Below are 23,859 nucleotides of genomic sequence, written 5' to 3'. Positions count from 1 at the left end.
CGATTAACGTTGTTCTAGACGGGCAATTCTTTCGTCTAAGTCAGGGTGAGATGAAAATAGTTTCATCATTCCACCTTTTCCGCTAATTTTCATTGTTTGAATAGCTGAATCGTCGGTACGATCACTTACGTTAGCACGGTCAACATAAGCCTTTAATGAACGCAACGCGTGAGCCATTTTGTCTTTACCGGCTAAATCGGCCCCACCTTGGTCAGCATGAAATTCTCTGTACCTGGAGAATGCCATCACAACAATGCTTCCAAGAATAGAGAAGAGGATTTGGAAGATAATGATCGCTGCAAATCGAACGATGCCTTCCATTTCAGAACGAACAAAACGGGACACAAGAATAGCTGCTATCCTCGAGAAGAAAACAACAAATGTATTCACAACACCTTGCAATAGTGTCATCGTAACCATGTCGCCGTTAGCAACGTGGGCAACCTCATGAGCAATTACTCCCTCAACAGCATCATCATCCATGACACTTAATAGGCCAGTTGAAACAGCAACTAGTGAACGTTTTTTCGATGGACCTGTAGCAAATGCATTTACCTCAGGCGATTGATAAATCCCAACCTCAGGCATATGGACCAAGCCAGCAGCACGTGATAAACGGTGAACTTTTTCGACCACGATACGCTCGTGCCCTTGTAATGGACCATTTGGATCAAGCACTTTAACCTTCATCATTTTCTTGGCGATCCATCTAGACATCGCAAGTGAGATAAATGACCCGGTAAACCCAACGACAATACTAAAGACTCCTAAAGAAACTAAATCAATTCCTAAACCAGGACCACCCGTGTCAAAACTACCACCAACACCCGTAAATGTTGTGATGAGCGACCATACGATCACAATCGTCGTCATGACCAAGATATTTGTCAAGATAAAAAATAATAATCGTTTTCCCATTACTAACCTCCATTATTATAGAATACTACTAATCTATTTTACCATTTACGCCATAACTAAGGAAAGCGTTAGAGGATAAAAGTTAGTTACTAAAGGTTGCTTTCGTAAAAATCCCAAAAGCCGGATACTAACAATTCACGACTAATTTAGTAAGTTTTGCCCTTTTCTTACTTAATTATTGGGTTACTTCTTCATCTAAGGTATTTTTCCAAATATTTTAGAGTGAAAAAGCAACAAGTTTTTTTTTGCGACAAGTAACCGCAGGAGCAATGTTTACGAAAAGAGTATTATTAAAAAAGAAGAGGCTAACGAATTAGCCTCTAAACCTAAATTATTCTTTATACGGGTCGATGGTTTGAATAGTTCCATCTTCGTTATAGTTTAGCTCAGTGTATTTAACACTACGCTTATGGTCAACACCGTCAGATAATGAGCAATCATGGTAGAATAAGTACCATTTATCTTGGAACTGCACAATCGAATGGTGGGTTGTCCAGCCGCTAACAGGAGTGAGAATTTTCCCTTGATAAACAAATGGACCTTTTGGATTTTTACTGATTGCATAAACGATACTATGAGTCGTACCAGTGGAGTAGGATAGGTAGTAATATCCATTGTATTTATGTACCCATGGTCCTTCAAAAAATCTTCTTTCTTCGTCTCCAGCAACTAATGGGTTACCTTCATTATCAACTATAGAGATTTCTTCTGGAGTTTCTTTAAAAGTAAGCATATCGTCACTTAATTCTGCTACTCTTGGTCCTAATGCAGGGGCTGATAAATCAGGACCTTCGGCTTCAGGTAGAAATGTTCCAGTCTGCCATTTTTCTAGTTGTCCTCCCCAAAGCCCACCAAAATAACAATATGCTTTGTTGTCCTCATCGACTAAAACTGCTGGATCAATACTGTAACTACCAGGTATATAATCTGGTTGCGGAGTAAAAGGACCTGCAGGACTAGAGCTAGTTGCTACCCCAAGTCTAAAGATATCATCATGATCTCTTGCAGGGAAATATAAATAATACGTATTGTTCTTAAAAGCAGCGTCCGGAGCCCACATTTGTTTTTTAGCCCAAGGAACATCTTTTACGTGAAGGACTTCTCCATGATCGACGCAAGGTGCATTCAAATTTTCCATTGATAGAACATGATAGTCTTCCATTTTATATTGGTCACCATTGTCGTTTGAAGGCTCGCTATGATCAAGATCATGAGACGGATAAATATAAATCTTTCCTTCAAAGACATGAGCAGAAGGGTCCGCTGTGTAAATATGCGTAACTAAAGGTGTATTTGGTTTTGAATTTTTTTCCATGCCATTTTCTCCTTTATTGAACAATATTTTCTTACCATCAATAAATTATAGCAATGTAAGAAGAACAATCAATCACTCTAAGAACATACATATACTTTTTAAAGTTCTTTGAATACTTTTTAAAGTGTTTCAGAACTATTTTGTCCGATACCTTTATGTTTTATATCGGAATTGGTAAGTTGAAGCTCCTTGATAATGGGAGACAAAAAAAGCCATACTAATTTTACTAATAAAAACTGGGAGGTAAAGCATGAGCACTACTGAGAAAGTTTTATCAATTTTCGCTTTAGGCGGTTTACATGAAGTCGGTAAGAATATGTATGTCATTCAGTATGCAGACGATATTATCGTTATCGATTGTGGAAACAAGTTTCCAGATGAAAGTTTGTTAGGGGTTGATTTAATCATTCCTGATATTTCGTATTTACTTGAGAATAAAGAGAAAGTAAAAGCTATCATCGTCACTCATGGTCATGAAGATCATATAGGTGGTATACCTTTTTTCTTGAAAAAATTAAATGTACCTGTTTATGCGACTCGCTTTACATTGGGATTAATTGAGTTGAAATTAACAGAACATAAACTCCTTAGGGATACAGAATTAGTTGAAATTAATGCTCAATCAAATATTGATATTGGTAATATAAATGTGAATTTCTTTAAAGTGAACCACAGTATTCCCGATTGTCTAGGGATTGTCTTTAAGACACCGGAAGGAAAAATTGTACATACTGGAGATTTTAAATTTGATTTAACACCAGCTAACAACGAACATTCGGATATTCATAAAATGGCCGAAATCGGTAAGGATGGTGTCTTACTTTTATTATCAGAAAGTACAAACGCCGAACGTCCAGGGTTAACCCCATCTGAACAGATCGTTGAAGAGCATGTACTTGATGCTTTTAGAAAATCTAACCGAAAAGTTATTATCTCAACGTTCGCTTCAAATATTAACCGTGTTCAGCAGGTCGTTGCAGCTGCACAAAAAACAAATCGTAAGCTTGCATTACTTGGAAGAAGTATGGTCAATGTCGTGCAGGTAGCCATGGAGCGAGGCTATTTGGATGTTCCGGAGGGAATGTTAATTGACCAAGACCAAATTAATGAATTGGCACCAGAACAGGTTGCGATCCTTTGTACAGGTAGCCAAGGTGAACCAATGGCAGCTCTTGCTCGTTTATCAACTTCTAGCTTTCGAGGGGTTGAAGTTCTAGCGGGCGATACGGTTATTTTAGCAGCAGGGCCAATTCCTGGAAATGAAAAAAATGTATCACGGATTGTCGACAATTTCTTTGAACTCGGAGCTAAAGTAATTTACGGCTCTGGAAGTTCGTCTGGAATGCATGTCTCAGGACACGGATATCAAGAAGACCTAAAGCTGATGCTTACATTAATGCGACCTACGTATTTCATTCCAATACACGGGGAATATCGTATGCTTTACCACCACCGTCAACTCGCTGAGTCGATTGGCGTAGAACATGGAAATACGTTTATCTTAAAAAACGGTGATGTCGTAGATATTAAAGACAGTGTGGCTCGTCAGACACGGAAAATACCTGCAGGAAATACTTACATTGATGGTATTGGTGCTGGGGATGTCGCGGAAATTGTTTTACGCGATCGTAAGCAACTTTCTGAAGATGGAATGGTCGTCGTTGTGCTAACGATGAGTAAAACAGAACGAAAACTCGTTTCTAATCCAGACACCATTACTCGCGGTTTCGTCTTTGGTGGCGATTCCGATGAACTTATCAAGGATGTAAACCGGTTAATAAGTAAAAGTGTTAACGAATTAGAAGAAACAAATAGAAACCAATGGAATTCAATCAAACAAAGTGTTAGAAAAACGGTAGGACAGTATTTATTTCAGCAAACGAGGAAAAAACCAATGATCCTACCGATTATTATCGAGATTTAGCTAAAAACAGGCGTTTGGCCACTGTTGTGGTCAACGCCTGTTTTGCATTACTCAGGAACTTTAATCAATGGCTTTAAACTGAAATAGTCTAACGCTTCGTTTACATCATAAAGATCATAAATTTTTTTCTCGAGACAAAATTGAATAACTAAATCAAATGTATCATTATCAGACAAAGAGAAGCCTGCGGAGCTCAAAAGTTTTTCGGTTTCTTTTTTCGTTAGCTCAAGGGCTAGTGCAAGAGCAATTGCCGTATTTTTTCCTAAACGATACTCCGGATTAGAACGTATCTTCGAAAAATGCCGCCGATCTATCATGGCTTTTTTATAGATATCCGAATCGTTATAGCCTTTCTGATCAATAAAACGAAATAAAACTTCAGCAAACGTAGGTTTTCGATTTTTCTTAATATAATCCTCAATTTCAATGGCATGAATTTCTTTAGAGATACTTTCAGATTCACATAGATCAAAAACTTGGATAGGGAGACGGCTTTCAACATACTCCTGTAATTCTCGTAATATCTTTTCCACTAGCATTTTTTATACCTCCATAAATGTCGCTTCACAAGCGACCATAGCAAGGATGATCTCAGCTATTATTATATCAGATCATAATTAGAAAGGATGAGGAAAAGATGAATAAGAATGTAACTGAAATTATTTGCTTACTTGATAGAAGTGGTTCAATGGGAGGATTTGAGAGTCAGACAATTCGCGGGTTTAATGCATTTATTGAAAGACAAAGCCAAATAGCAGGAGATACACTAGTCACTACGGTACTATTTGATGATGAGTATGAGGTTTTATGGACTGGAGTGAACGCTAAAAAGGCAAGACTCACGGATCAAGATTACTATGTAAGAGGGTGTACCGCACTATTAGATGCAGTAGGAAAGACAATTCTTGATGTCGGTTATAGGCTATCCAAAACAGTAGAGTCCGAAAGACCAGGTAAGATTATCTTTGTGATTACAACTGACGGTTATGAGAATGCTAGTCTAGAGTTTAGCTATCAAAAAGTTAAAGAACTGATTAAACATCAACAGGAGAAATATAACTGGGAATTCATCTTCCTTGGCGCAAACATAGATGTAGCAAAAGAGGCCGACAGCATCGGAATTAGCGTACAAAATGCGTATAACTACGATACTTCCGAAGACGGAGTAGAAACCATGTACGAAATGGCATGGCAAGCCGTTTCCGAGAGAAGAAATAGATAACAAATTGTAGGGGTCTGACCCACTAGCGTTGCATGATAGTATATTAATTGAATAAATGATAAATTTTAACAATATGTTTTTAGGACGAAATGAAAAAAGGAGAATGGGGTATTAAATTGACCTCGTTCCCTTTTTTTTTACATATAATATTAATTCTTTATTTTTCTTTAACCATGGCGACTGTTCCAAAGCTGGGCATAACCTTCGGTAATGGAATAGGTACTTTTTGTCTTCCTTTTGACTTTCTTTTCTTTTTTCGATGCAGCTCTTTATAAAAGAACTGACTGTGTGAAAAAGGAAGGTTTGTAAAAGGCGAAAGAATTCCCATGGCGTTTTTATTGATCCAGACTGAAGCTTTATAATTAGAGATAATCCAAATGCGATTAGAGCAAGAAACATCTGATTCCAAATACCTTGTGGTTTCGTACTCCAGATTTTTGTTAGTTTCAGATGCTGTTTAATCCACTTAAAGAATAATTCGATAATCCAACGATTACGGTAAATTTCCATTACTTGTAGGTCTGTTAGATCAAATCTTGTTGTTAAAATCCTATAAGACCTACCTTTCTCATCTAAAAATTCAATATACCTTATCGGTATTTCAGATAAACCATATAAAACTTTTGCATCATGAATGACAGACGGATGAGTTGGCTTAAATTCCTGTAATGTATATAATCTAAGATTCTTTTTTATACGAACGACAAAGGAAATCTCTCTTTTCTGCCAGTCCATTAAGTTCTTTTTGATGGATAAGCTCGATCCATTACATAGGTGGTATCATTTTCTTCAATTAGCGCATCAGAACTTTCAGAGTCACTTACTGTACCTGTCGAAGGCAGGATTTTGTCTGGAAAAGCCACGTTTGGAGAAACAACAGATAGCCTAGTGTGCATTTTGACTGAGTTATAATCTTTCGATATGTATGCCCAATCGCATAAACGTTCAGGTAACTTGATTTCAGTTGAATCAACAATGCTCAATTTCCCAATACCACTTGGTAGCCCTTTGCATGTGTCAGTTAATTGTTTAATTTTTTGAACCACTTTGGCGAATATTTTTTGAACCCATTCTGTCGGCAGATCATTAATACGTCGGCTTAGCTGAGATCCGCTAATATCCTTAATATCTAATTCCTTACACAATCTTGGGTAAGCTCTTAACTTTTCTTCCATATGGGCATATGAACTCCATTTATCTAACTGTGCTGATACGAAAATTCTCAATAAAGATTTTGTAGAAAGCTTATAGTTTCCGTAATCTATCAAGGGGCAATCAAAATCCTCAGTTGGCAGTAGTGATAAGCATTGACAAATGAGCATTTCCCGTCCTATACTTTTATTATTCATTAGGAACTCCTTTGTAGTAGACTTGTTTTGTTTTAGGGAACGAAACAAGGACTCATCTTCTACAATAGGAGTTTTTTTTATGTCTGTAAATACTAATATTTGAAAATTTGAGAGGTTTTTCAAGTCATGCAATGCTAGTGGGTCTGACCCCCACTGCAGTAAAGCTTTAAAGCGGTGGGGGTCAGACCCCTTTTACCCCTATTTTCCCTTTTTCAAAATTTGTACGAGATGATATATTTATCATAGTAAGAATTTTAGGGAAAGGGGCCAGATGCTTTGAGCACAAAACTAGCAAGCTTCGTTATTAATGAAGTAGTTTCTCTGATGAAAGAGACTAAATATGAAGAAGCACGACCTCTTGTCATCAATATTATCCATGAGCTAAATGATAAAAAATCTTATAACTATGCAAAAGAATTCGTTAATTCAATCAATGAAGCTGACCTGCTACCATTACTCCGTCTCTTAGATGCAAGTTTAATGAGCAGATATAGTAGTTTACTCGTGAAAATGGTACACCGTAATCTTCATACTCAGTTCACTGAAATATTGCAGTGTTACGAGTTGAATTACAGTGGTAAATATTTAGAAGCTGAAGAGAAGTTAAAAGCAATTCTTGAAAGAAATGACTCAACACTAGAAGATAAAGTACTAGAACGTGCGTATTGGGCGTTAGCACACTCATTAATGGAAATGAAACGTTTTGGTGAAGCTGCACACTATTTAAATCTACTAGGAAAAATTTCTTCTGAACCAATGTATGATCGTTGGGGGTCCTTTTACTATCAAAAAGGAGAATGGGACGAAGCAAAAAAGCTTTTTCTTCAAGGAATTGAACATGATCCGAAACCGCAGTACTGTTACAGTTTACTGCAATCACTTTATTTGGCTGAGGGCAATCCTTATCAAGCATTAGAGGTCATAAATGACGGTATTGCCAAAGCTCCATACTATTTGCCGCTACGTCTCGAAAAAGCTAAAAGGTTAAAAGAGTTAGAGAAATGGGATGAGTTTTTAGATGAGATTAGTCATCTTGAACAACTATCACCACTACATGACTATCAAAACTACTTTCAATATGCCCGGGCCCAGATATTTTACCAAAAAGGGGAGTATGGCATTTTTAGTGACATTGTAGCGACACATCCGATGATTTTTAAAGGGTCTGCATATAGTAACTATCCGCAGGATTTCGCTAATAAAATGGTGACAATACCAACCAACGTGGTTGTTCAAAAATACAACTATTGTGTTCCTGCTACGGTTTCAATGCTCTTAGCTCGCTATGGAATTGAGAAAACTCAAGAAGAGATTGCAGAATCTATTTTTCACGTAAATGGTTCAAGGTTATCGGTTGCTGTGGATTACTTAACTAAAATAGAAATGAGCTGTCGATACTTTTTTGGTACAATCGAAAACTATCAACAGCTAACCGATCGTGGTGTCTCGATTATCGTTTGTTTGGATTATCCAAACGCTTCTCACGTCCAATTAGTTCGAGGATATGATGAAAATCTAAAAGCACTACTTCTTCAAGATCCAAATTTTCCTGAGCCTTTTTTCATCAAATATACAGACTTTGAAAAACATTACGGAAATAACCAATGTTTATCCATTGCGGTTGTTCCAGATGTAGACCGTGAAAAAATCACTTTGTTAAACACGAATGAGGACGAACTTGTTCGAAAAATGTATCAATTTTCTGATCGAATGGAGAAAAATGATCCAACAGCTGTAAAAGAGTTTGAAATATTTGCTGAAACTGAAAAATCACTATACACAATGTCGTATGTTGTAAAGTTTTTCTCTGTAAAAGATAGTAACCTGGAGCTATTAAGAAAAACAGCCGACCTGATCATGGAAAGGCAACCAGAATCTGATTATTTCAAATTAATTATCGCCTATGCATTTGCTCGAGCTTCTGACTTTGAGAAAGCAACATCTATTTTAACAACTGTAAAAAATCAAAAAGTCCACTTATATCATTTTTTACTAGGAAGAATGGCTTATGATCAAGAACAGTATCTAAAAGCAGGTAGTCATTATTACCATTCATTGCAGGTTGAGGGAGATCATTACGATACGTGGTCGTATTTGTCACTATGTTCTTATTACGCAGAAGAAACTGAAAAAGCAATTTCTTACTCTGAAATTTCATTAGATATAAACAATCATGACATTTGGAACAGGATGAATTATGGCTTTATTTTATATCATGAGGAAAAATGGAATGAGGCACGCGCTTTATATACAAGTTTGCTGAGGGAGTATAAAGATCATGGCCATGCGTGGTACGAACGTGCTCGATGTGATCAAAATCTAGGGCGACTTCATCAAGCATTACGAGGGTTTCAAATTGCAAAACAGTTAGAAAAGTCTGTTCCGTTTCCTTACGTAGAGATTGCTAGTATCTATGCTTACCATTTTGAGAATTTGGATCGAGCAATAATAGAGCTGCAGGAGGGTCTTACAAAAACAAATCCCACAGACTTTGGACTACTGATGACCCTTGCAGATTTCTACATTGCAAAAGAGAATTATCCCGAGGCCAAAGTATGCTATGAAAAAGTACTCGAACATCATCCAGATGAGCCAACTCCGTTATTAGCCTATGCGAAAGTGCTAAGTGAGGTAGAGGAACAGGAAAAGGCTGTAAATTTCCTAAAAGAAGGCGCCGAAAAGTTTCATACAAATGGTCCATTTTTCATCGAAGCTGGTGAGTGGTTAATGCATCATGCATTGAATGAAGTAGACGAACAAAAGGCGTTAGATTGGATTGAGACAGGCCTTTCTCAGGAAAATGTTCATCTTGATTATAGCTGGAATCTCTATGTAAATTTAGTCGAGGAAACCGAATACAATGACAGAGCTCGCTTGTTTTTACTTGATCAGTTAGAAAAAAATCATCAGGGTAACGTAAATTTAATGTGTTATATCGGATGCTTGTTCGAAGCTAAAGGTGAGCTAGAAAGAGCTGAGCAACTGTATCAAGAGGCATTACCTCTAGAAGAAAATACGTTTCCGTTTTACCGCCTAGGTGAAATGGCTCTCCGAAAAGAGGAGTATGCTACGGCAACACATTTTTATGAAAACTGTTTAAAAATCGACGAAACATTTATGGTAGCTTATTTCCGTTTAGCCCATATTGAAAAAGTGACTGATCACCCTGACAAAGAGCATGAATATTTATTTTCAGCATTTAAACAAGCGCCTGATGATTTAGATATTGAATATTTCTTAGAGTTAGCTGCACGTGTTGAAAGATTACCACGGATTGAGGAATATTTAACATCGATTAAAGGTGAAGTAGAAGAAGTATGGCGACTTCAAACATTAGCGTTTATTGCCGAGATGAATGAGGACCTCCAACATGAAGCTACATTAATTGAAGAAGCTTTAGCCATTGAGCCTGAAAATGAGGGAATTCAACAGCATTATGCGAATATTTGTTATAAACAAGGACGCTTCCAAAAAGCTGTTGAGCTTACATTAAAGCTGATCAAAACGGATTTAGAAAATGAGCAATTATATGCTATATTGGTAGCTTCTTTACATGAGAGTAAAAAACTAAACACAATAAAAGACGTAGTTTTGAGTTTAGAACTGTCAGATCAAGAGAACAGCATTGTGTTGATGTATGCAGCAAGTGCAGTAGTCGAGCAGGTACTTGCGATTAAAGAGGAAAAGTCTAGTGTAATCTCAATCTTTAAATCGCTTAAAACAAAAAAATTACTAAAAGAATTGAAACCTCAAATTATCGATTTATATAAATTATCCTATGAGTTTGATCCAAATAATGGCGTGGGTATTAACTGGCTATGTGAGTATCACTGCCAGCATGGGGACGGACCAGAGGTCGGTTTGATGGAACTTCAAACTTATTTAGACAAGGGCTGGAATTTTGATATAGGCTTCCATTTTGCTTATTCTGTATTGGAATATTTCGATGCTGAGAATACTGACATTTATGAACAAGCGATAGAAATTTTAAATCGTTGCCTACAAGACGAAAAAGAACTTGCATCCGTTCACAGCAACCTTGGTCAATTATACTTCGATCTCGAACACATTGATGAAGCGTTACAGCATTTAGATCAAGCAATTGAATTTGACCCGCAAATGTTCAATCCTTACTATGCTAAGAGCAGAATTTATGAACAACTTGAGGAATATCCTCAAATGGAAGAATGTGCACGGTATGCCATCCAATTAAATCCTGATTTTCCTGATGCGTATATACAACTTGGTATCGCAGTTTATCAGCAGGGACGTACAGAGGAGGCATTGCAATATACAGAACAATTATTACAGGTAGATGACCTGCATTTAAATGGGCATTACAATAAAGCTTGCTTCCTAACTGTTTTGGGCAATGTAGAAGAGGCGTTTGAACATTTACAATTTGTCTTAACAAATGAAGATGATCACAACTATTATCGTGAACTTGCCAAAACAGATCCGGATTTAAATGTACTAAGAACAAACCCGCTAACAGCAGCGAGAATGAAGAAGTTGATGAAATAGAAATAAAGGGGTCTGACCCCCACTGCACTAAAGCTTTAAAGCAGTGGGGGTCAGACCCCTTAAAACAAGACCCCTTATAATACTTAATAATTCCACCGATAATGACCTGCGATTGGTGTTTTGATTGATTTTAATTTAATTTCCGCTGCAAAAGGGGGATTGTTATGAATAATATATGGTGTTCCATCTTTTGCTCGGCGATCTGAGACGATGGCTACATGATGAAATCCATCTAAAAACAAAACAATATCACCTGGCTGCCATTCACGTAAATTTTCAATATCCCCCGGAATTAGTTCAGTAGTTAAAACCTCGGTATAACGTTCAAAAAACACGTACTGGTTCGGCACTCGGCGAAAATCAATGTTCGGATCGGGTTTTCCACCAACTCGTGGATATAGCTTCGTGTTTTCCTTAATATCCTCGTCCATGACATCTTTTAAGTTTATTTCAGCTCCAAAAAGCCCGCGCCATACCACATCTGTACAAACACCTTCATCATCAGGGGGATACCCTCCACCATAGTAGTTGCTTTCATATTTAGTACGTTGTTCAACTTCTTTTCGAGCAGCATTTACGATATCAATCGGGTCAGGGATTCCATTGTTATTTCGATCAACCATCACAGTATCATCAGGAACAACAACAGCCTTTGTAAGTGGAAATTCAAGGTGAATATTCATTGAGTCAAGGATCATACCATTTCTATAAAACGTGATAAAAAAAGCGCCTCCGATCAGAACTGTCATACACAATAAAAGAAAGATTTTTTTAAAGTTCATGTAGCATTCCCTCTTATCTAAAAATTCTTTATCACTATTTTACTAAACCGATAGATTTTTTACCATTAATTAGTAATAATAGATAGCATATCAATGTCAAATTGGGTGTGAAACTATGAGAATTTTAGTCAAAGGTAAGGTTTATACTGGCTTTCAAGTATTCGAACATGGCTTTATAGTAATTGAAAATGGAATCATACAAAATGTTGGCCCCATGACTGAATGGCGGGAATGCCAGGATATTAAAACATTTGAATTTAAATCAAACATTTCTATAATTCCAGGCATGATTGACCTTCATATCCACGGTACCGCCGGCTCTGACGTAATGGATGGAAGCCTAGAATCACTTGAGACGATTTGTCGAACACTTCCTCAGGAAGGAACAACAAGTTTTCTTGCTACAACATTAACTGAGGATATTCCTACTATTCATCAATCTTTGAAGACATCGGGAAAGTTTATTGAAAAAAACAATACAAGTGGAAAGGCAGAAATTCTAGGTATACATCTTGAAGGTCCGTTTATTTCACCTGAAAGAGCAGGAGCACAGGATCGTAATCATATGATCAACCCATGCTTACAAACATTTACTGATTTTCAACGTCTAGCAAAAAATAACATTCGCCTCGTAACCTTAGCTCCAGAAATTACTGGTGGTATTGAATTGATAAAACACTTAACGGAAATAGGCGTTATTTCTTCTATTGGACACTCTAATGCCGCCAGCCAGCAAGTAACTAGGGCGATCGATGCGGGGGCTTCCCAGGTTACTCATCTTTTTAATGCGATGAGAGGTCTTCACCACCGAGAACCAGGCGTAGTTGGAAGTGCTTTAAATTCTCACAACCTCTTATGTGAACTCATTGTTGACGGGATTCATGTTCATCCAGAAATGATTGACCTTGCATATAAATTAAAAGGCAAAGATGGACTTGTTTTAATCACCGACTCGATGCGAGCAAAAGGTTTAGGAGATGGATCTTTTCATCTAGGTCAACAACAAGTGACCGTAAAACAGGGCAAAGCAACCTTAGCTGATAGAACTCTTGCTGGTAGTGTACTTTCCATGAATGACGCCCTGAAAAATATGTTGAATTTTACAAAATGCTCTTTGTCAGATGTAGTACAGATGACCTCTGTCAATCCCGCCAGACAATTAAAGATGTTCAATAAAGGTAGTCTAGAAATAGGTAAAGACGCAGATCTAGTAGTATTAAATGAAAATCTTGATGTCGTTTTAACAATTTGTAAGGGAGAAGTTGCTTTTCAGCAGTTAAATCAGGAGGGGGAGAATGATGATTTATGTAATTCGACATGGCCAAACAAATCTAAATAAGGAAGGAAGACTGCAGGGACGATTGGGATTACCTTTAAACGATGACGGAATTGCACAAGCTGAATCCTTAAAAGAAAAACTTAAAGATGTTACTTTTGATTACATATTTTCTTCACCTCAAGAAAGAGCAATTCAAACAGCTGAACTTGCTACAGGTTTAAAAGCAAAAATTGATCCCAGGATCGACGTTTTTGATTTAGGAGAAGCTGATAGATTAAAAAAAGGCGAAGTATTCATGGCAGGAGTAGTACCTGATTCATGTGTATATAATGGAGTGGAGCAAATCGAGAGTTACATAAAAAGAGTCTTTGGTTTCATGAGGGAACTAGAAGTTGGCTATGGGAATAATGACGTAAACATTTTGATATCAGGTCATAGATGCACGACGGGTTGTATAGGCGCTTACTTTGAAGGGATACCAAAAGACGGGAATATATTAAAGTACTCATCCAATAATGGGGGATACAAAGTTTATCACTTTAACTCTGTCAACTAATTGCAAAGTGACTGACCTATCAGGTGAAATTCTCATTTAAGGTAGTATTTATTGGTGTAAATGAATGGCGTTGAAGTTCGGACAGAAGCAGGCTGATTCAATGTTACGAAGTTTTATTCATTGTAGGGTCCTAAGCAGTAAAATTAAATTTGAAATAGATTAGGTGCTAGAAAAATGACTTAGAAAATGATCTAAGTCATTTTTCTATGATAATCAACATTATTTTATAAATTACTTAGTAATGATCTAGTTTCATGGAAATAATAATGATATGAAAGAGGTGAGAATAGGTTATGGCAACAGAAAATCAATGCTTTTATTGCGACGATGTTCTTGGAGAGACTGTTTCTTACCATGCTCATTTCATTAGCGAAGGAGAGCATGTAGAAAAAGAACTCTGCAAAAATTGTTATAAAGATTGGCTTGAAGGAATTAAAGTATAAAGGCAATGTTACCAATAACAATATGGGGTCTGACCCCCGCTGCATTAACGCTTTAACTCAGCGGGGGTCAGACCCCCTATATCACTTTAATTGGTCCTCATTTAAGAAATCCTTTTTTTACGGCTAAAATTCTTTTAGCCTCGTTGTATGAGAGTCCTGATTGTTTATTTAGGCGTTTTACTTCCTCAATGTTTGTTCCGCTAACGGTAGTTTTCTTATTTTCCAAAATAATCCCTCCTTATAAATTGTAGTTTCAAACCAACGAACAAAAATATACAGTTGCAAAGGATTAAAACAGGATATAAACTTATTTCATTGGAATTATATGTTAAAAATATCAAAGTTCTAAACTTTATTTGATATTACTACCATCCTAAATTTCTGTTTTGTTAAAAGAATTCTCTATCTTTTTTTCGGGGTGATTATTTTGAAATTTCTATTAATATTTGGACCGCAGGCAGTAGGAAAGATGACCATTGGTCATGAGTTAGAAAAAATTACTGACTTGAAGCTTTTTCATAACCATATGACCATTGAGCTTGTTACACCTTTTTTTAGTTATGGAACTGAGGCAGGGAAGAGGCTAGTCCATAAATTTCGCCAAGAGATCTTTGAAGAGGTTTCCAAAAGTGACTTATATGGCTTGATCTTTACTTATGTATGGGCTTTCGACCAAAAAGAAGATTGGGATTATGTTGAAAACGTCTGTAATATTTTTGAAGCTAGAGGTGGTACTATTTATTTTGTAGAACTAGAAGCAGATATTGAAGAAAGAATCCAACGAAATAAAAGTCCACACCGCCTTGCACATAAGCCTACAAAACGAAATATCGATTGGTCAGAAAATGATTTAAAAATCAGCATGGAAAGATATAGATTAAATTCAAAAGACGGAGAAATAACAAAAGAAAACTACCTTAGGATCAATAATACAAATCTAAGTTCAAAAGAAGTTGCACAAATTATTAAAGAAAAATTCATATTATAAAAGTACTATAGCTAGATTGATAGAATAGCATTCAACAACATACTTATACATTATCAAAGAGGAGTGAATGAAGAATGAAAAAAATAGTGTCTCTTGCAATATTTACTTTCATATTGTTAATTTTTGGTGTTATATTTTTCTATATTTTAGATTACGGTAAGTTTTCAAATTGGAGTTATTCGACTACTTCATTAGAGGCACTCGAAGAACATCAAACGGTTTATATTGGATATGGGGTAAAATGGGAAGGCTTAGGTAGCCCAACCATAACAGACATCTCTGTCATTCGAGGCATGGCAACTGCAGGCAAACAACCAAACGAACTATTACGAGTCACTAGTTTTATCGATAGTGGTAAAAATGGAAAACAAAATAGTATTGGTGTACTTGATGAAGCAAGTGTTATTAAGGGAGGATTTTTAGATACTTTCATTCCTGTTAATGGTTACAAAGTAAATAATGAATTGTTTGACATAGTTTTCAAACTTGAACTTATCGATACAAATTATACAAATGATGTGAACGGTATCCTTATTGAATATAAGCACTTTGGGATCTCCAAAAGTCAGATCATTGATTTCGAAGGATTTATAACTGATTCTAACTAAAAAATGGGGTCTACTCTGTAAATAGTTAAACTTCGAAAGTTCACTTTCTCTTATCAAGTTCAGGTAGCTCAAAATAGATTTACATTCTTAATGATGAAAGTGAACTTTCATTGGGGTCTGACCCCCACCGCTGTAAAGCTTTAAAGTGGTGGGGGTCAGACCCCTCCTTTTCTTGCGCTTTTCTTATATAAAAAGAAATTCCTCACGTTCATCCACTGCGAGGATGAACTGTTTTAGTAACTCTTTTGTTGCTTCTAGATCTTCAACATCAATGACTTCAACTGGGGAGTGCGCATAACGGGAAGGGATTGATAGTACTCCAGTTGGAATGCCTTTATTGGCGAGGCTAACAGCGCCACCGTCTGTACCGATTCCTGGGAACACTTCGTATTGGAACGATATGTTGTGTTCTTCAGCTACGACCACTAATTTTTCTTTCACTGCTGGGTGGGCGATTAAGCTAAAGTCAATGATTTTAATCCCTGTCCCTTTACCTAATGAAAGACTTTGATCCATGGTTTCTTCAGGAGTGTCACTGACAGCGGTTGTATCAATCGCAATGGCCAGATCTGCTTCAACCGATTCAGCAGCAACTTTCGCACCTCGAAGACCAACCTCTTCTTGTACTGTAAAAATAGCGATAATCTCCCCATGAAAATCTGCGTCTTTTAATTCTTGTAATGTTTGAATAATGACTGCACAACCGGCACGATCATCAAAGCCTTTGCCAACAATTTTTCCAGTTGTTTCATTACCTAAAAAATCGATGGAAGAAGCCCAAGTAATTGGGTTACCAATTTCAATTCCTAAGCTCTGAGCCGCTTCTTTACTTGAAGCTCCTACATCTATGTAAAGCTGACGGTGGTTACGAACTTTCATCGGATCATCGAATTTGACAAAATGTGCTGACATAGTACCGATTACACCAGTAAGTAACCCTTTTCGAGTTCGAATTTGCACTTTTTGTGCAAGAAGAATTCGGTCATCATGTCCGCCAAGTTTCTCAAAACGTATGAGACCGTTGTTTTCAATCTTTTTAACAATAAAGCCTACCTCATCCATGTGAGCAGTGATAATCGTTTTGGGTCCATTTTTTTTACCTTTTTTTCTAGCAATAACATTTCCTAATGCGTCTACACGAACATCATCGGCTAGATCCTGAAGGGTATCCTTAATCCAAGTCGTTACGGGTTGCTCAAAACCACACGGGCCATGTAAGCTTGATAATGTTTTTAATAGTTGAAACATAGTACCTACTCCTTATGTTTATATTTAGGGACACGAATATTTTTTTATTATAGCATTAGATGGAATCTTCTCCAACGGAAGACTCTAGTATTTTGGTGGTAGTTTCACTTTTAGTAAAATACTTACAAAAATAAGTTGCAATCTTCATTTGAAAAAGCTAAGATAAAGATACATTAATACCTCTGTATTCTAGGTAGGTGAAAAAGATCATGTTTAACCGAGAACTTGTAAAAGGGAGTACATCCTTAATTTTATTGCAGTTGTTAGAGGAAAAGGATATGTACGGCTATGAAATCGTAAAAGAGATGGAAGCACGTAGCGGTCATATTTTACAAGTGAAAGAAGGGACGTTATATCCTGCCCTTCATAAATTAGAAAAACAGCAATATATTGAAGCCTATTGGCAACAACCCGACAAAGGTCCAGCTCGAAAATACTACAGGATCACTGAGCTTGGAAAAGAAATATTAGAAGAAAAAACAAGTGAATGGAAGAATTTTGTTAGTGTAATTGATAAGGTGATTGGGAGAAAAGGGTATGATCCAAAATAAGGACGATTATTTATTTGCTCTAAAAAAAGACTTAAAGGCCACTACTAATGCTGAAGAGATATTGCAGGAATTTGAGTTGCATATTTCAGAGATGCTCGACGACCTATTACATGAAGGAGCCGTTGGTGCAGAGGCAATGGCTATAGTTATTGAAAAATTCGGTAGACCAGAAGATGTTGCTCAAGCGTATAACCAGGAACTTGATGTATCACCATCAAAAATACAATGGACCTTCATTTCTGTAAACCTGTTGTTTTTCATCGGTGGAGTTTGCCTAACGATTGTCTATCATCAAATTCCCGCACCTTTAATTAGTGATCTGTGGAAGGTTTTGACGAGCATTACTTCAATATTAATTATTCTTTACATGTTTTTTTGGGTCTTGTTGGGCTACGAAATTGGCAAAGAGTTTGGATTAGGTGGAAAAAAACTACTCTTAAGGACGTTTTATATTGCCTTAGTGCCTAATTTGATTTTAATGGCGCTAGTCGTTTTTCAGATAATGCCAGTCCAATGGTTTGATCCTTTATTAACACCACCATTTATAGCCGTTTGTATTATTTGTACGATATTTCTTTATCCAATTAGCTATGCCGGCTTTCGCTGGGGCACGAGTCGGTCTATCTAATTTTTTTGCCCATCTATATCGATATTCTAGGTAACAAAGAATATATATTTTTTTACTCACCTACATAGAATTACTATGTATAAAACAAGGAGTGATTGTCATGAAAATTGTTCAAAACTGGTACTTTCTTGGAGTTTGTCTGATGTTGGCAGTGCTAGTAGAGGTTTGTATATTCACAAATCAAGTCGGTGTTTCCTACAGTATGTTTATCGCCCTGTTTTATGTTGTTTTTTTCTTGCGTTTTAGAAAGGTAGAATTTCAACAAAAACAGATTAGTGGCTTATTATTTTTCTCCATAGGTGTACTCACAATAAGTTTTTTCGTATATTCTAACCCATATTTTAATCAGTTAAATAGTCTAGTCATACCGTTTCTTTGTATTTGTTCATACAGTTTTGGTATTGAGTCCTACCATTGTTCGTTGGTATTCAAGTTCTTTTTTAGCCTTATTGATAAAAAAAGTAGAGCAGATGTTCAACTTTGGAAAGCTGATGACAAAAATCAGTAGAAGACAGGTAAAACGAAAGGTCAACAAATCTACGTACCAAACAGCAAAAAAAATAAGTCTAGGCATCTTATTTTCAGTGCCATTGCTCTTTATTATTATCACGTTACTTTCTTCAGCTGACGAGAAATTTGCGGACCTATTGTTTGTGATACCAGAATTGATGTTAAACTTTCAAACGGATCTACTTTGGACACTTTTAAAAATTATCATCTTCACCGAGGGGTCTTTTATAGTTACTTTTCAATTATCTATCTAAAACAACGAAAATCAAAGAGGTTGTCCCAAAGGCGAAGAGTTAAACGAATTGGGATACCATCAATTGTGACAACAATCTGCTCTTTGTTAACTCTTGTTTTCTGTTGTGGTTGTGACGGTTGTACAGTTTTTCAATATCTCTTTAGTGGCACACTTCAAGCCGGATTTTCCTATGCCGAGTATGCAAGAAGAGGGTTTTTTGAACTCAATACTCGTGACGATCATCAACTTTTTCATTTTAATAGGACAGTTACCTATGTGAAAAATCAACAATCGAAAACAATTAAGGTTTTGTTAACATACTAATACTATTTAGTAGTGTGTTGCTATCTTCGGCTTTCTTAAGGTTAATGATGTATGAACAGGACCTATGGGATAACTACATTTACGAGTTTTTGGCGCATTTCCTTCATGATTTTCTTGTTGTTATTTTTTCTTTTACACTAGTAAAAGTATGGGTAAATCGTTGTACCACTTGCACGGTTCTATTTGATTGCTGCAGTGATTTATTACGTAGGTTTAAACATGGTTGGCATCGACCAGTTGATTGTTTCTACGAATATAGCACGCTATGAGGCAACAAAGAAAATCGATATCGATTACTTAGGCGAATTATCCTATTCAGCAATTCCGCCATTAGTCGAGTTGTATCAAGAAAATCCAGAGATATTTGGCTTGAAGACAATGTTATCTAAAAAAAGAGAACAAATTTTGGAACAAGATAGTTCTTGGCAATCCTATAATCTCTCACGAAAAAAAGCCAAAAAAGCCTTGAAGGATTTCTAGTGAGAAAGTGTGAAACAAGGGGTCAAAACAAGGGGTCAGACCCCCACCGGTTTAAAGCTTTAACGCGTTTACGAAAAGGGGGTCTGACCCCCGTCAGTTTAAAGCTTTAACGCGTTTGGGTAGACCTTGAATTCTAATAATTCATTTATTATTCTATCTATTTGAGGTGAAATTTATATGGCGAACGATTTTGGAATTCAAACGAAAATTGCTGTCATTCTCTTTTCTTTATTTATCAGCATCTTTACTGGTTGTGAAACCCACACTCGTGAGGATGCAATAATAGAAGTGGGATCGACTAACTTATCTAACGAAAATATTGATGGGATTAAATTAGGTATGGTAATAACTGAAAATAATTTTATAAATTATCATGGTCAATTTGAGCCCCACCCAGATAATGAATACTATGCTCCTAAAAGAAACTATGATCAATATTGGAACAAACAAGTTATTGTAGCTATTGATAGAGTAACAAAAGAGATATTACAGATAGCGGTCCTTGAAGGTAATTCTACATCTTCAACTGAAAAAGGAATTAGACTAGCTGTTCCAATAAATGAGGTAATAACGGCTTATGGAGAGGATTACTTCACTTTCGAAAACAGAGGACAAACCAATGATGAAATAGGCTATTATGACCACGTAAATAACGTAGTAATCTCTTTTATCCACAACTCTGACGAAGTAATTGGAATTAGTTTAAGCTATGCTTTCGATAGACTGAAATGGAATGAGTAGTAAAAAAGGGAAGAAGAGTAATTTCGAATAAATAGCATATTTTATTGCAAACCTACCTGCCTTTAAACAATTATAATGAAATTCTTTTCTTGCATAAAATCGCAACCTTTTAATAAAAATAAGACAAACTTTGTCAAAATTGTTAGGAGGCATAGATATTGGAATTCCAACCAAAAAATCAGAAAGCAAAGAAAAACAAAGAGGAACAAATTACAAACTCAAAAGAGAAGAAAACAGAAATCGATAGTGAAACAACAGCACAAAATGATGGTTTTCGCTATGATTATGACGATTCCAAGTTTGCTACTAAGTTATTTGATTAAAAGCCATTAGCAAAAACCAAAAAAGGAGTATGAATAGTCAATTCATACTCCTTTTTTGTTGAGTTTATCTAGACCAGCTAATATATCACATATTTATTTTGCATTTCTTTTATAAAAACGATCTCTGATCCTTTTCATTCTTCTATGATATTCAAGAATTTCTAATCTTGCTTTCTCTGCTTCTGGAGCGATTGGCCTTAGCTTTTCAATTTGCCAGTACTCAATAATTGCCTCTAAAACTTGGTCAAAATATTCGAGTGGACCATAGTTAGCTTCCTAGCGATAATTGACATGCGATCCTCAAAGTCAGGCATAACAGTACCAGGCATTTGAAAATTCATGATGACCTTACCTAAGTAATAACAGTAGTTAGGCTCTAATTCTAAATGGTACTTAATGACATCACGGTAAAAGGCGTAATGCAGAGTTTTCATCCTTTGCAAGTCTTTTTAATAAGACGTCTAGGTCTTTATCATATAGTTTCGCTTCTTTTGCGACATTATTATAAAAAACCATAGTAGCCAATTCTTGCAATGATGTATAGACCATCGTTTCAAAAGGGGTTTCATAATCTGGACCTCCAGCCCATTTCTACCGTTTGCCCTATGTAGCTGATGTAAGCGTTTTGGATCTACATTCCGTGTAATTAGTAAGTATGTCTCAAGTAGGTTCGAATGCTGGTCTTCCTCAGCAGTCCAGGTATGGACAAAATCACGAATAACCGACAAAGACCCTTTAAAAGTCTGTTCTAAATGTGAAGTAAACCATGGCAAATTAACTTCTGTTAACAACGCTGTTTCAACCGCTGTAATGATACCATTTGGCAGGGTAACCTGGCTTTCATCCCAAGGGACTCTACGAAAGTCTTGGGCCTTATCCCAAGGGAGGTAATCATGGTAACCCCAGTCGATTTTTTCAGATCTTTCTTTATGAATTTCATACAGTTCGAGCAACTTTGGTTCAAGTCTGAAATCTAAATGATTAGTTAGCATTATTCTCTCCTTTTAAATAAAAGCTGTTTTAACAAAGTTTGTTGCTTTTGAAAAAAATCCCAAAAACCGGATTTTTACACAAAATACTAAGAATTCACCACTAATTAAGTAAGTTTTGCTCTTTTCTTAATTTATTGGGTGATATCTTCCTCTAAGGTATTTCCCCAATTATTTTTGAGTGAAAAAAGCCACAATGTTTACGAAAAGAGCCTAAGTAAATGAATTCCTAAAATAATTATGGGCAAAAAAGTGAACTTAGAAACAGGCCATGGTGGTCATTGCTTTACAAGCACTCATCTAGGGTACGTTATTCAGAAAATTGAAATTTTTAAGTTTACACTACCTAGACATTGTATACGCTCGTCCGAAGAAAGAGTACAAGTGACAAATGTAATATAATAGGCTTTCTCGCAAAGTGTGTTGCTTATTTTCTCAAGTTAAAAGCAACAATCTTTTAGAAAAATTCTATAATAAAAAGAGAGAGTAGAAGAATTATGTCTTTTCGTTATATGAAACTTTCTTCTAAATTCTTATCGTTAGGAAATGATTGACGCAGTTTAATAGCTATGTTACAGTGATATTAACAAGAGAATAAGCCCAAAAAGGGGGGAGTAGCGACCAACTGGTTAATGAATCGTCATTTCGGTGAAGAAATTCACTCGGTTCATTGAGCTTTGTGATTTGCAAAGTACGCAAGACCTTTTTATGAAAGAGCTTTTATTTTAAGAGCTTTTTCATAAAAGGGTCTTTTTCTATGTCAATTTCAGGAGGTCATGACCCATGGTATTTATTCTATTCTTATTAGCGGCAACAATCACCAGTATTAGCAGCAGTAAGCTTTCTACGTACGCTGACGTTTTAAGTGAAAGGACTTCGTTAGGTGGAATGCTGATCGGTACCATTTTTCTGGCTGGTGCAACGTCATTACCTGAGGTAACTACAAGTTTAACGGCTATTGGCATCAATAATCCAGATTTAGCTGTTGGAAATGTCCTAGGAAGTAATTTGTTTAATTTATTAATTATTGCAAGTTTTGATCTGTACTTCCGAAATAAACAAATTTTTAAAGGCGCATCTGAAAGCAACCTTTATACCGTTTACTTAGGTATGCTTCTCATGTTCCTTATCTTTCTCGCGTTAACTTTAAAACTACCATACTCACTTTTCGGGATCGGCCTAGACGCAATCGTTTTACTTTTCGTTTATGTTGGTGGAATGTATTTCCTTTCTAAAAAGCTTCTAGTTTAGAGAGTGATCAGAAAGAAGAGGGGGTACCACAGACATCTGCGATTCATTAAAGCGAGCGATCATCGGCTTTTCAATCGCTGCAGTCGTTATTTTAGTAACTGGTAGTCTTTTATCAATAACTGGGGATAAAATCGCCGATATTACTGGCCTTGGTTCTAGTTTTGTTGGTAGTTTTTTAATCGCCGCCTCTACATCTTTACCTGAAGCGGTGGCTGTGTTAATTGCTATTCAACTACGAAACTATAATTTAGCTATTGGTTCCGTTTTAGGAAGTAACCCTATTTAACATTTTAATTTTAATTGGGGCAGATGCTGTTTACCGTCCTGCAACCATTCTTTCATCTGTTTCAACCGTACATGTCATTACGGCCTTGGCGTCGTTTATTCTAAGTGTTATTGTTCTTTATTCATTAATTCGGTTTAAATTACCAAGATTACAAATCGCGTATTGGCTTCCTTCAGCCTTACTTGTACTAATCTACTTTGTTTCTAGCTTTCTAATTTTTACTCACTAAAAATCAAGATGAAATAACTGAAAGAGGCGATACTCTTTCAGTTATTTTTTTTGTTATTACAACACCTTTATTAACCTGATAGAATTATAGTAAAAACTGTAACTTTTTCTGACTCTTATACGAATTATTTACGAAAGAAAAAGAACCGGCAAGGAG

Annotated in this window: 26 protein-coding genes and 1 pseudogene; 18 read left to right on the top strand and 9 right to left on the bottom strand. The window is 36.3% G+C overall.

From position 1 onward, the window contains the following. Positions 1-3: 3 nt before the first annotated feature. Positions 4-918 carry a protease HtpX gene (gene htpX, locus H1D32_RS13080; RefSeq protein ID WP_261178744.1) on the bottom strand — a complete coding sequence of 305 codons (915 nt, stop codon included), beginning with the start codon at positions 916-918 and terminating at the stop codon, positions 4-6. Positions 919-1,249: 331 nt separating this feature from the next. Further along, positions 1,250-2,233: a glycoside hydrolase family 43 protein gene (locus tag H1D32_RS13075; RefSeq protein ID WP_261178743.1), complete on the bottom strand. Its 984-nt coding sequence runs from the start codon at positions 2,231-2,233 to the stop codon at positions 1,250-1,252. Positions 2,234-2,483: 250 nt separating this feature from the next. On the opposite strand from H1D32_RS13075, the gene H1D32_RS13070 reads away from it, so the two are divergent. Next, on the top strand, positions 2,484-4,157 hold the full coding sequence (locus H1D32_RS13070) for a ribonuclease J (RefSeq protein ID WP_261178742.1): 1,674 nt from the start codon (positions 2,484-2,486) through the stop codon (positions 4,155-4,157). A gap of 47 nt (positions 4,158-4,204) precedes the next feature. On the opposite strand, the gene H1D32_RS13065 is transcribed toward H1D32_RS13070, so the two are convergent. Then, on the bottom strand, positions 4,205-4,696 hold the full coding sequence (locus H1D32_RS13065; protein WP_261178741.1) for a hypothetical protein: 492 nt from the start codon (positions 4,694-4,696) through the stop codon (positions 4,205-4,207). Between the two features lie 98 nt (positions 4,697-4,794). Here H1D32_RS13065 and H1D32_RS13060 point away from each other — a divergent pair, with 98 nt between their 5' ends. Beyond that, the gene (locus H1D32_RS13060) at positions 4,795-5,379 is read left to right on the top strand and encodes a vWA domain-containing protein (RefSeq protein WP_261178739.1); all 585 of its coding nucleotides are present in this window, start codon (positions 4,795-4,797) and stop codon (positions 5,377-5,379) included. A 111-nt stretch (positions 5,380-5,490) separates the two neighbouring features. Here H1D32_RS13060 and H1D32_RS13055 read toward each other — a convergent pair whose 3' ends face one another. Both H1D32_RS13055 and H1D32_RS13050 read right to left on the bottom strand, forming a co-directional pair. Then, complete coding sequence (locus H1D32_RS13055; protein WP_261178738.1) at positions 5,491-6,114, bottom strand: transposase; 624 nt, start codon at positions 6,112-6,114, stop codon at positions 5,491-5,493. Further along, entirely contained in the window at positions 6,114-6,728 is a 615-nt protein-coding gene (locus H1D32_RS13050) for a hypothetical protein (protein WP_261178737.1), read from the bottom strand. Before H1D32_RS13050 ends, H1D32_RS13055 begins: the two co-directional genes overlap by 1 nt. A gap of 276 nt (positions 6,729-7,004) precedes the next feature. On the opposite strand from H1D32_RS13050, the gene H1D32_RS13045 reads away from it, so the two are divergent. Then, positions 7,005-11,252 carry a tetratricopeptide repeat protein gene (locus H1D32_RS13045; RefSeq protein WP_261178735.1) on the top strand — a complete coding sequence of 1,416 codons (4,248 nt, stop codon included), beginning with the start codon at positions 7,005-7,007 and terminating at the stop codon, positions 11,250-11,252. An 83-nt stretch (positions 11,253-11,335) separates the two neighbouring features. Here H1D32_RS13045 and H1D32_RS13040 read toward each other — a convergent pair whose 3' ends face one another. Next, complete coding sequence (locus H1D32_RS13040; RefSeq protein ID WP_261178734.1) at positions 11,336-12,034, bottom strand: DUF1287 domain-containing protein; 699 nt, start codon at positions 12,032-12,034, stop codon at positions 11,336-11,338. 115 nt (positions 12,035-12,149) lie between these two features. Between H1D32_RS13040 and nagA the strand changes: the two genes are divergently transcribed. From nagA to H1D32_RS13025, 3 genes are all read left to right on the top strand, one after another. After that, positions 12,150-13,373: an N-acetylglucosamine-6-phosphate deacetylase gene (gene nagA / locus H1D32_RS13035; protein ID WP_261178733.1), complete on the top strand. Its 1,224-nt coding sequence runs from the start codon at positions 12,150-12,152 to the stop codon at positions 13,371-13,373. Further along, positions 13,333-13,869: a histidine phosphatase family protein gene (locus tag H1D32_RS13030; RefSeq protein WP_261178783.1), complete on the top strand. Its 537-nt coding sequence runs from the start codon at positions 13,333-13,335 to the stop codon at positions 13,867-13,869. Before nagA ends, H1D32_RS13030 begins: the two co-directional genes overlap by 41 nt. A gap of 293 nt (positions 13,870-14,162) precedes the next feature. Beyond that, positions 14,163-14,312 (top strand): hypothetical protein, encoded by a 150-nt coding sequence (locus H1D32_RS13025; protein ID WP_261178731.1) that lies wholly within the window; start codon positions 14,163-14,165, stop codon positions 14,310-14,312. Positions 14,313-14,409: 97 nt separating this feature from the next. Here the strand turns inward: H1D32_RS13025 and H1D32_RS13020 are convergent, their stop codons facing one another. Beyond that, positions 14,410-14,538, bottom strand: a complete 129-nt coding sequence (locus H1D32_RS13020) for a hypothetical protein (RefSeq protein ID WP_261178729.1) — start codon at positions 14,536-14,538, stop codon at positions 14,410-14,412. Between the two features lie 201 nt (positions 14,539-14,739). On the opposite strand from H1D32_RS13020, the gene H1D32_RS13015 reads away from it, so the two are divergent. Then, positions 14,740-15,300 carry an AAA family ATPase gene (locus tag H1D32_RS13015; RefSeq protein ID WP_261178728.1) on the top strand — a complete coding sequence of 187 codons (561 nt, stop codon included), beginning with the start codon at positions 14,740-14,742 and terminating at the stop codon, positions 15,298-15,300. Positions 15,301-15,374: 74 nt separating this feature from the next. After that, the gene (locus tag H1D32_RS13010; RefSeq protein WP_261178727.1) at positions 15,375-15,908 is read left to right on the top strand and encodes a hypothetical protein; all 534 of its coding nucleotides are present in this window, start codon (positions 15,375-15,377) and stop codon (positions 15,906-15,908) included. Positions 15,909-16,091: 183 nt separating this feature from the next. On the opposite strand, the gene H1D32_RS13005 is transcribed toward H1D32_RS13010, so the two are convergent. Continuing rightward, complete coding sequence (locus H1D32_RS13005) at positions 16,092-17,156, bottom strand: M42 family metallopeptidase (RefSeq protein ID WP_261178726.1); 1,065 nt, start codon at positions 17,154-17,156, stop codon at positions 16,092-16,094. 209 nt (positions 17,157-17,365) lie between these two features. Between H1D32_RS13005 and H1D32_RS13000 the strand changes: the two genes are divergently transcribed. The 8 genes from H1D32_RS13000 (at position 17,366) to H1D32_RS12970 (ending at position 20,948) form a co-directional block, all read left to right on the top strand. Beyond that, positions 17,366-17,707 (top strand): PadR family transcriptional regulator, encoded by a 342-nt coding sequence (locus tag H1D32_RS13000; RefSeq protein ID WP_261178725.1) that lies wholly within the window; start codon positions 17,366-17,368, stop codon positions 17,705-17,707. Continuing rightward, entirely contained in the window at positions 17,694-18,335 is a 642-nt protein-coding gene (locus H1D32_RS12995; protein ID WP_261178724.1) for an HAAS signaling domain-containing protein, read from the top strand. The genes H1D32_RS13000 and H1D32_RS12995 overlap by 14 nt, the downstream gene beginning before the upstream one ends. Before the next feature lie 100 nt (positions 18,336-18,435). Next, on the top strand, positions 18,436-18,843 hold the full coding sequence (locus H1D32_RS12990; protein WP_261178722.1) for a hypothetical protein: 408 nt from the start codon (positions 18,436-18,438) through the stop codon (positions 18,841-18,843). Further along, the gene (locus tag H1D32_RS25435) at positions 18,731-19,099 is read left to right on the top strand and encodes a DUF4153 domain-containing protein (protein WP_396126186.1); all 369 of its coding nucleotides are present in this window, start codon (positions 18,731-18,733) and stop codon (positions 19,097-19,099) included. The genes H1D32_RS12990 and H1D32_RS25435 overlap by 113 nt, the downstream gene beginning before the upstream one ends. After that, complete coding sequence (locus H1D32_RS25005; RefSeq protein WP_314733409.1) at positions 19,030-19,404, top strand: DUF4153 domain-containing protein; 375 nt, start codon at positions 19,030-19,032, stop codon at positions 19,402-19,404. Before H1D32_RS25435 ends, H1D32_RS25005 begins: the two co-directional genes overlap by 70 nt. A 156-nt stretch (positions 19,405-19,560) precedes the next feature. Continuing rightward, positions 19,561-19,884 carry a DUF4173 domain-containing protein gene (locus H1D32_RS12980; protein ID WP_261178781.1) on the top strand — a complete coding sequence of 108 codons (324 nt, stop codon included), beginning with the start codon at positions 19,561-19,563 and terminating at the stop codon, positions 19,882-19,884. Between the two features lie 177 nt (positions 19,885-20,061). After that, positions 20,062-20,625: a hypothetical protein gene (locus H1D32_RS12975; RefSeq protein ID WP_261178720.1), complete on the top strand. Its 564-nt coding sequence runs from the start codon at positions 20,062-20,064 to the stop codon at positions 20,623-20,625. A gap of 158 nt (positions 20,626-20,783) precedes the next feature. Continuing rightward, positions 20,784-20,948, top strand: coding sequence for a hypothetical protein (locus tag H1D32_RS12970; RefSeq protein WP_261178719.1), 165 nt, complete (start codon positions 20,784-20,786; stop codon positions 20,946-20,948). A gap of 93 nt (positions 20,949-21,041) precedes the next feature. Here the strand turns inward: H1D32_RS12970 and H1D32_RS12965 are convergent. Beyond that, a pseudogene (locus H1D32_RS12965) lies at positions 21,042-21,940 on the bottom strand (acyl-ACP desaturase). 780 nt (positions 21,941-22,720) lie between these two features. Between H1D32_RS12965 and H1D32_RS25000 the strand changes: the two are divergent. Both H1D32_RS25000 and H1D32_RS24995 read left to right on the top strand, forming a co-directional pair. Next, complete coding sequence (locus H1D32_RS25000; protein WP_314733408.1) at positions 22,721-23,188, top strand: sodium:calcium antiporter; 468 nt, start codon at positions 22,721-22,723, stop codon at positions 23,186-23,188. A gap of 34 nt (positions 23,189-23,222) precedes the next feature. Next, a complete protein-coding gene (locus tag H1D32_RS24995) occupies positions 23,223-23,474 on the top strand; it encodes a hypothetical protein (RefSeq protein ID WP_314733412.1) in 252 nt (83 codons plus the stop codon). Positions 23,475-23,859 lie beyond the last annotated feature (385 nt).

Source organism: Anaerobacillus sp. CMMVII, from assembly GCF_025377685.1.
Classification (GTDB): Bacteria; Bacillota; Bacilli; order Bacillales; family Anaerobacillaceae; genus Anaerobacillus.
This window is presented reverse-complemented; position numbering and strand designations above follow the sequence as displayed.

Coding starts and splice junctions, on each gene's coding strand:
- htpX (WP_261178744.1), bottom strand. CDS start 918: ATGGGAAAACGATTATTATTTTTTATCTTGACAAATATCTTGGTCATG.
- H1D32_RS13075 (WP_261178743.1), bottom strand. CDS start 2,233: ATGGAAAAAAATTCAAAACCAAATACACCTTTAGTTACGCATATTTAC.
- H1D32_RS13070 (WP_261178742.1), top strand. CDS start 2,484: ATGAGCACTACTGAGAAAGTTTTATCAATTTTCGCTTTAGGCGGTTTA.
- H1D32_RS13065 (WP_261178741.1), bottom strand. CDS start 4,696: ATGCTAGTGGAAAAGATATTACGAGAATTACAGGAGTATGTTGAAAGC.
- H1D32_RS13060 (WP_261178739.1), top strand. CDS start 4,795: ATGAATAAGAATGTAACTGAAATTATTTGCTTACTTGATAGAAGTGGT.
- H1D32_RS13055 (WP_261178738.1), bottom strand. CDS start 6,114: ATGGACTGGCAGAAAAGAGAGATTTCCTTTGTCGTTCGTATAAAAAAG.
- H1D32_RS13050 (WP_261178737.1), bottom strand. CDS start 6,728: ATGAATAATAAAAGTATAGGACGGGAAATGCTCATTTGTCAATGCTTA.
- H1D32_RS13040 (WP_261178734.1), bottom strand. CDS start 12,034: ATGAACTTTAAAAAAATCTTTCTTTTATTGTGTATGACAGTTCTGATC.
- nagA (WP_261178733.1), top strand. CDS start 12,150: ATGAGAATTTTAGTCAAAGGTAAGGTTTATACTGGCTTTCAAGTATTC.
- H1D32_RS13030 (WP_261178783.1), top strand. CDS start 13,333: ATGATTTATGTAATTCGACATGGCCAAACAAATCTAAATAAGGAAGGA.
- H1D32_RS13025 (WP_261178731.1), top strand. CDS start 14,163: ATGGCAACAGAAAATCAATGCTTTTATTGCGACGATGTTCTTGGAGAG.
- H1D32_RS13010 (WP_261178727.1), top strand. CDS start 15,375: ATGAAAAAAATAGTGTCTCTTGCAATATTTACTTTCATATTGTTAATT.
- H1D32_RS13005 (WP_261178726.1), bottom strand. CDS start 17,156: ATGTTTCAACTATTAAAAACATTATCAAGCTTACATGGCCCGTGTGGT.
- H1D32_RS13000 (WP_261178725.1), top strand. CDS start 17,366: ATGTTTAACCGAGAACTTGTAAAAGGGAGTACATCCTTAATTTTATTG.
- H1D32_RS12995 (WP_261178724.1), top strand. CDS start 17,694: ATGATCCAAAATAAGGACGATTATTTATTTGCTCTAAAAAAAGACTTA.
- H1D32_RS12990 (WP_261178722.1), top strand. CDS start 18,436: ATGAAAATTGTTCAAAACTGGTACTTTCTTGGAGTTTGTCTGATGTTG.
- H1D32_RS12975 (WP_261178720.1), top strand. CDS start 20,062: ATGGCGAACGATTTTGGAATTCAAACGAAAATTGCTGTCATTCTCTTT.
- H1D32_RS25000 (WP_314733408.1), top strand. CDS start 22,721: ATGGTATTTATTCTATTCTTATTAGCGGCAACAATCACCAGTATTAGC.